Annotated in this window: 11 protein-coding genes and 2 pseudogenes; 5 read left to right on the top strand and 8 right to left on the bottom strand. The window is 67.5% G+C overall.

Annotated elements, in window-relative coordinates:
• Positions 1-8: 8 nt before the first annotated feature.
• Both I73_RS04075 and I73_RS25830 read right to left on the bottom strand, forming a co-directional pair.
• Positions 9-329, bottom strand: a pseudogene (locus I73_RS04075) (branched-chain amino acid ABC transporter permease); the annotation flags it as partial.
• A 107-nt stretch (positions 330-436) separates the two neighbouring features.
• The gene (locus I73_RS25830) at positions 437-1,849 is read right to left on the bottom strand and encodes a replication-associated recombination protein A (protein WP_022979444.1); all 1,413 of its coding nucleotides are present in this window, start codon (positions 1,847-1,849) and stop codon (positions 437-439) included.
• A 136-nt stretch (positions 1,850-1,985) separates the two neighbouring features.
• Between I73_RS25830 and I73_RS04065 the strand changes: the two genes are divergently transcribed.
• On the top strand, positions 1,986-2,522 hold the full coding sequence (locus tag I73_RS04065) for a chemotaxis protein CheW (protein WP_022979443.1): 537 nt from the start codon (positions 1,986-1,988) through the stop codon (positions 2,520-2,522).
• An 80-nt stretch (positions 2,523-2,602) separates the two neighbouring features.
• Here the strand turns inward: I73_RS04065 and lolA are convergent, their stop codons facing one another.
• From lolA to I73_RS04050, 3 genes are all read right to left on the bottom strand, one after another.
• On the bottom strand, positions 2,603-3,208 hold the full coding sequence (gene lolA, locus I73_RS04060; protein WP_026096284.1) for an outer membrane lipoprotein chaperone LolA: 606 nt from the start codon (positions 3,206-3,208) through the stop codon (positions 2,603-2,605).
• An 87-nt stretch (positions 3,209-3,295) separates the two neighbouring features.
• Positions 3,296-5,605 carry a DNA translocase FtsK gene (locus I73_RS04055; protein ID WP_022979441.1) on the bottom strand — a complete coding sequence of 770 codons (2,310 nt, stop codon included), beginning with the start codon at positions 5,603-5,605 and terminating at the stop codon, positions 3,296-3,298.
• 61 nt (positions 5,606-5,666) lie between these two features.
• Entirely contained in the window at positions 5,667-6,329 is a 663-nt protein-coding gene (locus I73_RS04050) for a Crp/Fnr family transcriptional regulator (RefSeq protein ID WP_022979440.1), read from the bottom strand.
• 147 nt (positions 6,330-6,476) lie between these two features.
• On the opposite strand from I73_RS04050, the gene trxB reads away from it, so the two are divergent.
• The 3 genes from trxB (at position 6,477) to rpmG (ending at position 8,091) form a co-directional block, all read left to right on the top strand.
• A complete protein-coding gene (gene trxB, locus I73_RS04045) occupies positions 6,477-7,436 on the top strand; it encodes a thioredoxin-disulfide reductase (RefSeq protein ID WP_022979439.1) in 960 nt (319 codons plus the stop codon).
• A gap of 227 nt (positions 7,437-7,663) precedes the next feature.
• Positions 7,664-7,897, top strand: a complete 234-nt coding sequence (rpmB, locus tag I73_RS04040) for a 50S ribosomal protein L28 (protein WP_022979438.1) — start codon at positions 7,664-7,666, stop codon at positions 7,895-7,897.
• A 23-nt stretch (positions 7,898-7,920) separates the two neighbouring features.
• Positions 7,921-8,091 (top strand): 50S ribosomal protein L33, encoded by a 171-nt coding sequence (gene rpmG, locus I73_RS04035; protein WP_022979437.1) that lies wholly within the window; start codon positions 7,921-7,923, stop codon positions 8,089-8,091.
• 131 nt (positions 8,092-8,222) lie between these two features.
• Here the strand turns inward: rpmG and I73_RS04030 are convergent, their stop codons facing one another.
• From I73_RS04030 to purN, 3 genes and pseudogenes are all read right to left on the bottom strand, one after another.
• Complete coding sequence (locus I73_RS04030) at positions 8,223-9,443, bottom strand: acyl-CoA desaturase (protein WP_022979436.1); 1,221 nt, start codon at positions 9,441-9,443, stop codon at positions 8,223-8,225.
• Between the two features lie 189 nt (positions 9,444-9,632).
• Positions 9,633-10,892, bottom strand: a complete 1,260-nt coding sequence (locus I73_RS04025) for an RsmB/NOP family class I SAM-dependent RNA methyltransferase (RefSeq protein WP_022979435.1) — start codon at positions 10,890-10,892, stop codon at positions 9,633-9,635.
• A 34-nt stretch (positions 10,893-10,926) separates the two neighbouring features.
• Positions 10,927-11,554, bottom strand: a pseudogene (gene purN / locus I73_RS25825) (phosphoribosylglycinamide formyltransferase).
• A gap of 62 nt (positions 11,555-11,616) precedes the next feature.
• Here purN and I73_RS25820 point away from each other — a divergent pair.
• A complete protein-coding gene (locus tag I73_RS25820; RefSeq protein WP_234409403.1) occupies positions 11,617-12,099 on the top strand; it encodes an EamA family transporter in 483 nt (160 codons plus the stop codon).
• Positions 12,100-12,102 lie beyond the last annotated feature (3 nt).

Below are 12,102 nucleotides of genomic sequence, written 5' to 3'. Positions count from 1 at the left end.
GCTCATGCCATGGCGGTGATCAGCGGCGCCAGGCGCGGCGCGTTGCGCAGCGGCCGGTAGGCGATCTTCTCCACCAGGAAGTTCAGCACCGAGCAGGCCACGATCGCAATGGGCAGCGAGATCAGCAGCAGCGCCCAGCCCGGCAGCCCCGTGTCCGCCAGCGCCGTGACCACCGACCACGACACCATCGCGCCCACCATCAGCACCTCGCCGTGCGCGAAATTGATCAGGCTGATGATCCCGTACACCATCGTGTAGCCCAGCGCCACCAGAGCGTACATGCTCCCCAGCACCAGGCCGTTGATGATCTGTTGAACGAAGATGTCCATCTGCAGACTGCTCCTGCCTTGTGTTCAAGAAAAACCGGTCGGGACGCCCAGGCGCCCTGGGCATCTACCGCCATGCAAGTCGGGTGCCATGCCGGGCACCCCGCGCCTCAGTCCGCCGGGTCCGGTCCGGTGTCCGGGGCGGATTCTGCCTGCCGCGCGACCTCGTTGAGCCGGCGCAGCTCGGCCAGCTTCTCGCCGATGCGCAATTCGAGCCCCCGGGGCACAGGCTGATAGAAGGGGGGCGGTGACAGGCCGTCGGGCCAATAGGACTCGCCGGCGGCGAAGGCGCCGGGCTCGTCGTGCGCGTAACGGTAGGCGCGCCCGTAGCCCAGGTTCTTCATCAGCTTGGTGGGCGCGTTGCGCAGGTGGATGGGGATGGGCCGGGTGCCGTCCTGGGCCACGAAGGCCCGCACCGCCTTCCAGGCGGTGTAGACCGCATTGGACTTGGGCGCCACCGCCAGATAAACCACCGCCTGCGCCAGCGTCAGTTCGCCTTCGGGGCTGCCCAGGCGCTCGAAGGTCTCGGCCGCATCCAGCGCGATGCGCAGGGCCCGCGGGTCGGCGTTGCCGATGTCCTCGCTGGCCATGCGCACCACGCGGCGGATGATGTAACGCGGGTCCACCCCGCCATCGAGCATGCGGGCCAGCCAGTACATGGCGGCGTCCGGGTCGGAGCCGCGCACCGATTTGTGCAGGACCGAGATGGTGTCGTAGAACTGGTCGCCGCCCTTGTCATAGCGGCGCAGCTGCTCGCCCAGCGAACGCTCGAGGCTGGATTCGTCCAGCTCGGCCACCGGCCCGGCCTGGGCCACCAGGTTCTCGTAGGCGTTGAGCAGGCGGCGGGCGTCGCCATCGGCATAGCCGATCAGGCGGTCGGCCGCGCTCTCGGTCAGCGGCGGCGCCTGCAGCGCTTCCTGGGCACGGGCCAGCAGCTGCCGCTGCTCGGCCGGCTCCAGCGCGCGCAGCACATGCACGGTGGCACGGGACAGCAGGGCCGAGTTGACCTCGAAGGACGGGTTCTCGGTGGTGGCGCCGATGAAGGTGAACAGGCCCGATTCGACGTGCGGCAGGAAGGCGTCCTGCTGGGCCTTGTTGAAGCGGTGCACCTCGTCGACGAAGACGATGGTGCGATGGCCGGCGGCCCGAGCACGCTCGGCCTCGACCACCGCCTCGCGGATGTCCTTCACCCCGGCCAGCACGGCCGAGAGCACGGTGAAATGGGCCTTCACCGCCTGGGCCATCAGCCGGGCCAGCGTGGTCTTGCCCACACCGGGCGGACCCCAGAGGATCATCGAATGCAAACGTCCCTGCTCGAAGGCCACGCGCAGCGGCTTGCCCGGGCCCAGCAGGTGGGTCTGGCCGATCACCTCATCGAGGTGGTGCGGTCGCAGGCGCTCGGCCAGCGGGGCCCCGGCCTCGAAGGCCGGGCCGGTGGCCTGGGCGGGGAAGGTGGCGGGCGCTGACAGGTCTGCCCCGGGCTCCTCGGCATCGAACAGCGCGTTCTGGCGGCTCGTCGTCATGGCGTCATTGTCGCAGCCTGCCCCTCGGCCCGGAATTGGCCTGCGGAGCCCCCGCTTTTCAGCGGCTCGGCCCTGAGGCGCTCGCGCACACTGCGGCCATCGCACCGAACGAACCGCCCCTTCAGGAGCCTGTCCGATGACTGTCACCGCCACCACCGACACCGCCGCCAAGACCCCGATGGGGGTTTCGAGCCTGACCGGCGCGCCGCGTGAATACCTCTCCTTCAAGCTCGGGGCCGAGGAATACGGCATCGACATCCTGAAGGTGCAGGAAATCCGCGGCTACGAAAACCCGACCCGCATCGCCAACGCCCCGCACTTCATCAAGGGCGTGGTGAACCTGCGTGGGGTGATCGTGCCGATCATCGACATGCGCCTGCGCTTCGGTCTGCCCGAGGCCCAGTACAACAGCTTCACCGTGGTGATCATCCTGAACATCGCGCACCGCACGGTGGGCATGGTGGTCGACTCGGTCAGCGACGTGCTGGAGCTGCCGGCCGAGACCATCAAGCCGGCCCCGGAATTCCACGGCGCCATCGACGCGGCCTACATCACCGGCCTGGGCACGATCAAGAACGGCGATGTCGAGCGCATGCTGATCCTGATGGACATCGAGCAGATGATGACCGCGCCCGACATGGGCCTGATGGACACCGACACGATGATGCACTGAAGCCTGCGGCCCGCGGGCCGGCTTCCATCCTCCCCCGGCGGGCGTGGTCTTCCACGCCCGTTGCCATTTGAGGGCCGGACTCAGGGGCCGGAGACGTCGGCGCCCGCCGGCACCGCGAAATGGAAGGTGGCTTGAGGCAGGCTGGGCAGGATCTGCAGATCGGCGAACTGCAGCACCGAGCGCTGGCCAAAGCTGTCGGCGATCTCGATCACCGAGAGGCTGCGCCCCTTGAAACCCACGCGCAGCGACTGGATGGTGCCGTCCTTGCCCTTGGGCGTGGCCAGCACCCAGCTCAGGCCGTCCTGGTCGGGCTGGTCCTTCAGGTCGAAGTCGCGCTCGATGGACTGGCCAGCCAGGATGGCCGCCGGCGTGCTGCCCAGCGCATCACCGAGCTTGCGCACGGTGACCTGGTTGAGGTCGGGGTCGTGGAACCAGACCTTCTCGCCATCGCTGACGATGGTCTGGGCATAGGGCTTCTGGTATTCAAAGCGGAAGCGGTTGGGCCGGGAGAACTCGAAGCGCCCGGTGGAAACCTTGGTGCGGTTGCCGTTGGGCGCATGCACCGTCTGGGTGAAGCTGGCCCGCCCGGCCTTGGCGTCCTGCACGAAGGCGCGCAGGGCATCGGCCGCGCCCGCGGCCAGGGCCAACTGGCTCCAGCCCAGACCCAGCCCGAGGCCGAGCCCCATCAGGGCGCGGCGGGAAACGAAAAAGCGGTGTGACATCGGATGAGGATCTGCCTGCGCAGGCCGAAAACGCGGCCCGGCGGCCGGAGCTCACTCCTCGCGCTTGGGCAGGAGGATCTCGCGGTTGCCGTTGCCCGCCATGGAAGATACGAGCCCGGATTGCTCCATTTGTTCCAGCAAACGGGCCGCGCGGTTGTAGCCGATGCGCAGATGGCGCTGCACCAGCGAGATGGACGCCTTGCGATGCTGCAGCACCACGGCCACGGCCTGGTCGTACATCGGGTCCGATTCGGCATCGGCACCCTCGCCCCCGCCGCCACCCGAGCCGCCCTCGCCATCGAGCGTGCCGCCTTCGAGGATGCCCTCGATGTAGTTGGGCTCGCCCTGGGCCTTGAGGGCCTCGACGACGCGGTGCACCTCGTCGTCCGAGACGAAGGCGCCGTGCACCCGCACCGGCAGGCCGGTGCCCGGGGCCAGGTAGAGCATGTCGCCCATGCCCAGCAGGGCCTCGGCGCCCATCTGGTCGAGGATGGTGCGGCTGTCGATCTTGCTGCTGACCTGGAAGCTCATGCGTGTCGGGATGTTGGCCTTGATCAGACCGGTGATCACGTCCACCGACGGCCGCTGGGTGGCCAGCACCAGGTGGATGCCGGCCGCCCGCGCCTTCTGGGCCAGGCGGGCGATCAGTTCCTCGATCTTCTTGCCGACCACCATCATCAGGTCGGCCAGTTCGTCGATGATGATGACGATGTAGGGCAGGCGCTCCAGCGGCTCGGGCTCTTCCGGCGTCAGGCTGAAGGGGTTGGGAATGAGCTCGCCGCGGGCCGTGGCCTCGTCGAGCTTCTTGTTGTAGCCCGCCAGGTTGCGCACGCCCATCTTGCTCATGAGCTTGTAGCGGCGCTCCATCTCGCCCACGCACCAGTTCAGCGCGTTGCCGGCCTGCTTCATGTCTGTGACCACCGGGCACAGCAGGTGCGGAATGCCTTCGTAGACGCTCATCTCGAGCATCTTGGGGTCGACCAGGATCATGCGCACGTCGCGCGCCTCGGCCTTGTAGAGCAGGCTGAGGATCATGCCGTTGATGCCCACCGACTTGCCCGAACCGGTGGTACCGGCCACCAGGCAGTGCGGCATCTTGGCCAGGTCGGCCACCACCGGCGCCCCGATGATGTCCTTGCCCAGGGCCAGGGTCAGCATCGAGGCGGCGTCGTTGTAGATCTGCGAACCCAGGATCTCGGCCAGGCGGATGGTCTGGCGCTTGGCATTGGGCAGCTCCAGCGCCATCAGGTTCTTGCCGGGGATGGTCTCGACCACCCGGATGGACACCAGCGACAGCGAGCGGGCCAGGTCCTTGGCCAGGTTGACGATCTGCGAGCCCTTCACGCCGGTGGCCGGCTCGATCTCGTAGCGGGTGATGACCGGGCCGGGCTGGGCCGCCACCACGCGCACCTCGACACCGAAGTCCGAGAGCTTCTTCTCGATCAGCCGGCTGGTCATCTCCAGCGACTCGGGCGTGACCGTCTCCACCCGGCTGGGCGGCTTGTCCAGCAGGTCGACCTGCGGCAGCTTGGTGTTGACCAGCTCCTTGAACAGCGGGGTCTGGCGCTCGCGCTGGACGCGCTCGGACTTGGGCACCTCCAGCACCGGCGGCTCGATCACCAGCGGGGCCTGGGCCTGCTGCTCGACCTCGCGCTCGAAGGCCACCTCCACCTCGGCCTCGCGCTCGCGCTGGGCCCGCTCGCCCAGGCGGATGTCCTCGGCCTGTTCGCGCAGCTGATGACGGTGCTCACGCACGCCGTCGATCCAGCCCCCCAGGGTGTCGGCCACCCGCAACCACGAAAAGCCCAGCGCCATCGGCAAGGCCGCCACCAGCATCGCGATCCACAGCACGCCCGAGCCGCCGAAGCCCAGCCAACGCATGGACAGCGGCCCCAACACATAGCCCAGCGCACCGCCAGCATGGCCCGGCAGGCGGGATTCCCAGCCGTAGATGCGGGTCCACTCCAGGGCGCAGCTGGCCATCATCAGCAGCACCAGGCCCGCAGTGCGGGTGAGCCAGCGGTAGCGCGGACGGGGGGCGCCCCCCTCTCGCAGCGTGGCCGCCAGGCCAGCCAGCCAGGCCCGCGCGCCGGCGGCCAGCAGCCACCAGACCGAGAAGCCGAAGAGCATCAGGCCGATGTCGGCCGCCCAGGCCCCGGGCGCGCCCAGCCAGTTGTGCAGCGGCGCGCCAGTGCCGGACGTGGTGAAGGCCGGATCGCTCCCGCTGCGGCTGCTCAGGGCCAGGGCGGCCAGGACCCACAGCCCGCCGCCCAGCGCCAGGCGAAGGCGGGACCAGGGGCCCGGCGCCACGGGCGCGGCGCGCTCAGGGGGGGTGTTGCCCAGGGGCAGGGTGCGGCGCATCAGTGGCCGCCCTTCCGGTGACGCCCGGGGCGCACCCACTCTCGTTCCAACATTCGGTTCCTCAAGCCGCGCGGCTCTTCAGGCGCAGGCCGCCCGTGTCCAGATTCTCGATCACGCCGCGCTCGGTCAGGTCCTTCATGACCCGGCTGACCATCTCGCGCGAGGCGCCGACGATCTTGGCCAGGTCCTGGCGCGACACCTTGCCGCGGATCACCTTGTCGCCATTGTCTTCCTCGGCCATGTCCAGCAGGGCCCGTGCAACACGTCCATACACATCCAGCAGGGCCAGGGATTCGATCTGGCGGTCGGCGCTGCGCAGCCGTGTGACCAGGCCGCGCATGATGGCGTAGGACAGACTGGAGTTCTCAGGCAGGCAACGGGCGAATTCGGGACGCCCCAGGATCAGCATGTCGCACTGGATCTCGCAGCGCACCGAGGCCGAATGGGGCTGGTTGTCGATCAGGCTCATCTCGCCCACGTAGTCACCCGCCTCCAGCACCGCCAGGATGACCTCGCGGCCACGCTCGTCGGACGTCAGCACGCGGGCGCGACCATTGAGCAGGATGAAGAGCGCATTGCTCTTCTTGCCCTGCTCCACCACCAGTTCACCGCGCCGATAGCGCCGCTTGACCACGCCATCCGCCACCAGCTGGGCCTGCTCTTCCGTCAGCATCGAGAACAGCGGCACCCGACGGATCAAGTCCAGGTTGGTCAGCATCGACATCAATCACCTCCTCGCACTCTGTATTTGGCGGGCCTTGGCGACGCGCCAACGGCCCGTTCTCTAAAATGCCCGAACGTCATTCTTGTGTACCCCCGAGCATATCCGGTCCCCGGCCCCTCGGCGGCACGCCTTCAGCGAGCGTCCCCTATGAGCACCACCTCCACCCATGCCCAGGTCCTGATTCTTGGCTCCGGCCCGGCCGGTTACACCGCCGCCATCTACGCGGCCCGCGCCAACCTGAAGCCGCTGCTGGTGACCGGCCTGGCCCAGGGCGGCCAGCTGATGACCACCACCGAAGTGGACAACTGGCCCGCCGACGTGATGGGCGTGCAGGGCCCGGAGCTGATGCAGCGCTTTCTGCAGCACGCCGAGCGTTTCCAGACCCAGATCGTGTTCGACCACATCAACGAGGTGAACCTGTCCCAGCGCCCGTTCACCCTCAAGGGCGACTCGGGCACCTACACCTGCGACACCCTGGTGATCGCCACCGGCGCCTCGGCCAAGTACCTGGGCCTGCCGTCGGAAGAGAGCTTCATGGGCCGCGGCGTGAGTGGCTGCGCCACCTGCGACGGCTTCTTCTACCGTGGTGACGAGGTCTGCGTGGTGGGCGGTGGCAACACCGCCGTGGAAGAGGCCCTGTACCTGTCCAACATCGCCGAGAAGGTGCACCTGATCCACCGGCGCGACAAGTTCCGCGCCGAGGCCATCATGATCGACAAGGTGATGGAGAAGGTGGCTGCCGGCAAGATCGTCCTGCACCTGCACAAGACGCTGGACGAGGTGCTGGGCGACCAGAGCGGCGTGACCGGCGTGCGCCTGAAGGACGTCAATGGTGGTGCCGACGAGGAAGTGACCGTCAAGGGTTGCTTCATCGCCATCGGCCACCAGCCCAACACGGACATCTTCAAGGGCCAGCTGGAGATGAAGGACGGCTACCTGGTGACCCGTGGTGGCCAGAACGGCTTTGCCACGATGACCAGCGTGCCGGGCGTGTTCGCGGCCGGCGATGTGCAGGATCACATCTACCGTCAGGCCATCACCTCCGCCGGCACCGGCTGCATGGCGGCCCTGGATGCACAGCGCTTCCTGGAGCAGGGCGCGCACTGAATTTCCCTGCCTGGCGGAAATCCGCTAGAATCGCAGGTTTTCTTGCGCAGACCACCGACGGCTGCAGCGGGTCAGGCACTTCCGGTGCGTGATTGGCAGCGGCTTCGGCCAGGGAAGTTTCGGGCAAGAACGGGTTACCGCCACCCTTTTGGCGAGGTGAGGCGAGTGGCTGACAGGGTCCTGGACCAGTCAAGTGCTCGCTGTATGACAAGTATCGGAGTGTCCTCATGGCACGCGTCTGCGAAGTCACGGGCAAGAAGCCCATGGTCGGGAACAATGTTTCCCACGCCAACAACAAAACCAAGCGCCGGTTCCTGCCGAACCTGCAATACCGTCGTTTCTGGGTCGAGAGCGAAAACCGCTGGGTGCGCCTGCGCATCAGCAACGCCGCCCTGCGTCTGATCGACAAGAAGGGCATCGATGCCGTTCTGGCCGATCTGCGTGCCCGCGGCCAGGCCTAATCACAGACTAAGGAGCGACAACCATGGCAAGCAAAGGCGGCCGCGAGAAGATCAAGCTGGAGTCCACTGCAGGCACCGGCCACTTCTACACCACGAACAAGAACAAGAAGACCACGCCCGAAAAGCTGGAATTCATGAAGTTCGACCCCAAGGCACGCAAGCACGTGCTGTACAAGGAAGTGAAGCTGAAGTAATTCAGCCCCCTCCCCTCGAGAAACCCGCCCTGCTCCGCACGGCGGGTTTTTTGTTGTCTTGATCGACGTCTTGATCGACCATGAAAAAAGCCCGCACAAGGCGGGCTTTGGGAATCAGGAAGGCAGACCGGTCAGGCGCGGGCGGAACGCAGCTGCAGCGAGAACTCGCGCAGCGCCGCGACGCCGCTGCTTTCGGCCCGGTGGCACCAGTCCTGCAGATCGGCCACCAGCTGCTCGGCCGACACATTGGTGCGGGTCCAGAGCTGACGCAGTTCCTCGCGCATGGTGACCAGCTTCTGCAGCACCGGCGACGTGGCCACGGCGCTCTCCACCTGCGGCAGCAGATCACTCGGAATCTTCTCCACGTCGCGGTGCAGCCAGCGCTGCGCCACGCGCAGATTGCTCCAGGCGGAATTGCTGCTGCCCTGGGCCTTCACCCGGGCGATTTCACCGGCACAGGCGCGGCGCAGTTCCTTGGCGTAGTTGGCCATCACCTCGTAGCGGTTGGCGATGATCGCCTCCAGCGTCTTGGCATCGGCCACCGGCTTGAGCGAGCCCAACTGCAGTTGGGGCGCCGTCTTGCGCACCTTGGCCCAGCCCAGCATTTCCAGGGCACGGATGTAGCCCCAGCCGATGTCGAACTCGAAGGGCTTGACCGAGAACTTGGCCGAGGTCGGGTAGGTGTGGTGGTTGTTGTGCAGCTCTTCGCCGCCGATGATGATGCCCCAGGGCGAAATATTGGTCGAAGCATCGACCGCCTCGAAGTTGCGGTAGCCCCAGTAGTGCCCCACGCCATTGACCACACCGGCGGCCCAGAACGGGATCCAGACCATCTGGATGGCCCAGATGGTGACGCCGATGGCCCCGAACAGCGCGATGTTGATCAGGAACATCAGCAGGATGCCCTTGGCGCTGTGCTTGGAGTAGACGTTGCGCTCCATCCAGTCGTCGGGCGTGCCGTGACCGTACTTGCTGAGCGTCTCATCGACCTTGGCCTCCGCACGGTAGAGCTCCGCGCCACGGCTCATCACGGTGCCGAGGCCGCGGGTGATGGGGCTGTGCGGGTCTTCCTCGGTCTCGCACTTGGCGTGGTGCTTGCGGTGGATGGCGACCCATTCCTTGGTCACCATGCCGGTGGTCATCCACAGCCAGAAGCGGAAGAAGTGCGAGGGAACGGGCCCCAGCTCCAGGGCGCGATGCGCCTGCGAACGGTGCAGGAAGATCGTGACACCGGCGATCGTGATGTGGGTCATCACCGCAGCGTAGAGCACGACCTGCCACCACGTGGCGTGCGTGAGGCCGTTTGCTGCCCAGTCCAATACTGCAGAAAACACCGTGTTCAATTGATCCATTGCCTACCTTGATTCGCCTGCGGAGTGCTGGCTAACTCCCTATTGTAGAGGACAGCCCGCCGTTCGCCACCCCGAACAGGGGCGCGAAAACGCCCGTTTCACACGCGTTGCCGGCAGAAAAACGTGCATTGCAGACCAAAAAGGTCGGAATCACGCCCAAAGCGGAATGTGGGGGTCACCTGCCCGGCTTCAAGCCTTGCGCTGCCAGGCGGCGGCAAAGAAGCCGTCGGTGGCGTGGCGGTGCGGCCACAGTCGCAGCATGCCCTCGCGCACCAGGGTCTCGGGCTGCTCGACCTGGGCCGAAGCCAGCAGCTCGGCGGCCGACAGGGGCTCGAAGTCCGGATGGGCCGCGGAGAAAGCCTTGGCAATGTCCTCGTTCTCGCGTGCGAGCAGGCTGCAGGTGGCGTAGACCAGCCGGCCGCCCGGCTTGACCAGGCGCGCGGCGCTATCGAGGATGGCCGCCTGCTTGACGGTCAGCTCGTCAATGGCCTTGGGCGACTGGCGCCACTTCAGATCGGGGTTGCGGCGCAGCGTGCCCAGGCCGGAACAGGGTGCGTCCACCAGCACGCGGTCGATCTTGCCGGCCAGACGCTTGATGCGCTCGTCGCGTTCATGGGCGATCTGGGCCGGATAGACGTTGGACAGGCCGCTGCGGGCCAGCCGCGGCTTGAGCCCCTCCAGCCGGTGGCCGGACACATCAAAGGCATAGAGGCGACCGGTGTTGCGCATGGCCGCGCCCAGGGCCAGGGTCTTGCCACCGGCCCCGGCGCAGAAGTCCACCACCATCTCGCCGCGCTTGGCGCCCAGCATCAGGGCCAGCAACTGGCTGCCCTCGTCCTGCACTTCCACCTCGCCCTGCACGAACAGCGGCAGCTTCTGCAGAGCCGGCTTGCCCTGCACGCGCACGCCCAGAGGCGAATAGGGCGTGGGCTCGGCCTCGATGCCGGCCTCCTTCAGTGCGGCCAGCACGGTCTCGCGCTTGGCCTTCAGGGTGTTGACCCGCAGGTCCAGCGGCGCGGATGCCTCCATCGCCGCCACGAAGGCCGGGAACTCCTCGCCCAGCTCGGCCTTGAGCGCATTGGCCAGCCAGTCCGGCAGGTTGACGCGCACCTTCTCGGGCAAGGTGGCGGTGTCCAGCTCGCGCACCTGGGTCAGCCAGGCCACCTCGTTGGGCCCCAGGGCGCCGCGGATGAAAGTGTCGCTGCCCTGCCAGGCCAGGATGGCCAGGCGGCGCTCCAGCGCGCCGGAGCCACTTTGCGCCAGGTGGGCCCACAGCAGACGGCGGCGCAGCACAGCGTAGGCCGTCTCGGCCAGGCTGTGGCGCTCGCGCGGTCCCAGGGTGCGGTGTTTGCGGAAGAAGGCCGACACGACAGCGTCGGCGGGTTGGTCGAGTTTGAGCACCTGGCGCAGCAGATCGGTGGCCAGGTCCAGCAGGGCATTCGGATGCATGGGCCGGATTATCCCAGCCCGCCTCACCCGTCGCTCAGAACAGCCACTGGGGCACGCCGTCGCGCTGGCGGACACGCCCGTCGGCCAGCAGCAGTCGGTCCTCGACGAACCAGCGCACCGCCAGCGGGTAGATCACATGCTCGCGCGCGAGCACCCGGGCCGACAGGCTGGCCTCGTCGTCGCCCGGCAGCACCGGCACGGCGGCCTGGGCCACGATGGGGCCATGGTCCAGCTCGGCCGTCACGAAGTGCACCGTGGCGCCGGGCCAGCTTGCAGCCTTGCTCGATGGCCCGTCGATGGGTGTGCAGGCCCGGGAAGGCCGGCAGCAGCGAGGGGTGCACATTGAGCAGGCGGCCCTCGTAGTGGCGGACAAAGCCGGCGCTCAGGATGCGCATGAAGCCGGCCAGCACCAGCAGATCCGGGGCATAACCATCGATCACCCGGGCCAGTTCGCCGTCGTAGGTTTCGCGGTCCGGATGGCCGCGGTGGTCCACCACCGCCGTCGCGATGCCACGCTGCGCCGCCCAGGCCAGCCCGGCGGCCTCGGCCTTGTTGCTGACGACTGCCGCCACCTCGGCCGGCCAACCCTCGGCGGCACAGGCCTCGACGATGGCCTGCATGTTGCTGCCACGGCCCGAGAGGAGGATGACGATTCGCTTCATGAGGGCCGAGAGTGTAAGGCTCTGCCAGAATCGGCCGCTTTCCCTGCCCTGCCGTACCGCGCATGAAACCCCAGTTGCAAGCGTCCCTGCTGATGATGGGATCGTCCTTCCTGTTCGCCCTGATGGGGGTGTGCGTGAAACTGGCGTCGGCCCGCTATGGCGCAGGCGAGATCGTCTTCTACCGCGGTCTGGTGGGTGCCTTGTTCATCGGGGGTCTGGTCTTCTGGCGCGGCGGCCAACTGGGCACGCGGTATCCCACCATGCACCTGGGGCGCAGCATCGTGGGCGTGGGCGCGATGGCGCTCTGGTTCTATGCGATCGGCCAGCTGCCCCTGGCCACGGCCATCACGCTGAACTACATGTCCTCGATCTGGATGGCCCTGTTCCTGATCGGCGGCGCGGTGCTGGTGGGGGCCTCCGACCGGGTGGACATGCGCCTGGTGGCCACGGTCCTGGCGGGCTTCGTGGGCGTCGCCCTGGTGCTGCGACCGTCCCTCAGCCATGACCAATGGCCAGGCGCCCTCCCTAAGGGTGCTCGGGGATGATGT

It is taken from the genome of Ideonella sp. B508-1, from assembly GCF_000333615.1.
In the GTDB taxonomy this organism is placed as follows: Bacteria; Pseudomonadota; Gammaproteobacteria; order Burkholderiales; family Burkholderiaceae_C; genus Ideonella.
This window is presented reverse-complemented; position numbering and strand designations above follow the sequence as displayed.

Bases quoted from the DNA above. Each gene is read 5' to 3' on its own strand.
- I73_RS25830 (WP_022979444.1), bottom strand. From the start codon at position 1,849: ATGACGACGAGCCGCCAGAACGCGCTGTTCGATGCCGAGGAGCCCGGG.
- I73_RS04065 (WP_022979443.1), top strand. From the start codon at position 1,986: ATGACTGTCACCGCCACCACCGACACCGCCGCCAAGACCCCGATGGGG.
- lolA (WP_026096284.1), bottom strand. From the start codon at position 3,208: ATGGGGCTCGGCCTCGGGCTGGGTCTGGGCTGGAGCCAGTTGGCCCTG.
- I73_RS04055 (WP_022979441.1), bottom strand. From the start codon at position 5,605: ATGCGCCGCACCCTGCCCCTGGGCAACACCCCCCCTGAGCGCGCCGCG.
- I73_RS04050 (WP_022979440.1), bottom strand. From the start codon at position 6,329: ATGTCGATGCTGACCAACCTGGACTTGATCCGTCGGGTGCCGCTGTTC.
- trxB (WP_022979439.1), top strand. From the start codon at position 6,477: ATGAGCACCACCTCCACCCATGCCCAGGTCCTGATTCTTGGCTCCGGC.
- rpmB (WP_022979438.1), top strand. From the start codon at position 7,664: ATGGCACGCGTCTGCGAAGTCACGGGCAAGAAGCCCATGGTCGGGAAC.
- rpmG (WP_022979437.1), top strand. From the start codon at position 7,921: ATGGCAAGCAAAGGCGGCCGCGAGAAGATCAAGCTGGAGTCCACTGCA.
- I73_RS04030 (WP_022979436.1), bottom strand. From the start codon at position 9,443: ATGGATCAATTGAACACGGTGTTTTCTGCAGTATTGGACTGGGCAGCA.
- I73_RS04025 (WP_022979435.1), bottom strand. From the start codon at position 10,892: ATGCATCCGAATGCCCTGCTGGACCTGGCCACCGATCTGCTGCGCCAG.
- I73_RS25820 (WP_234409403.1), top strand. From the start codon at position 11,617: ATGAAACCCCAGTTGCAAGCGTCCCTGCTGATGATGGGATCGTCCTTC.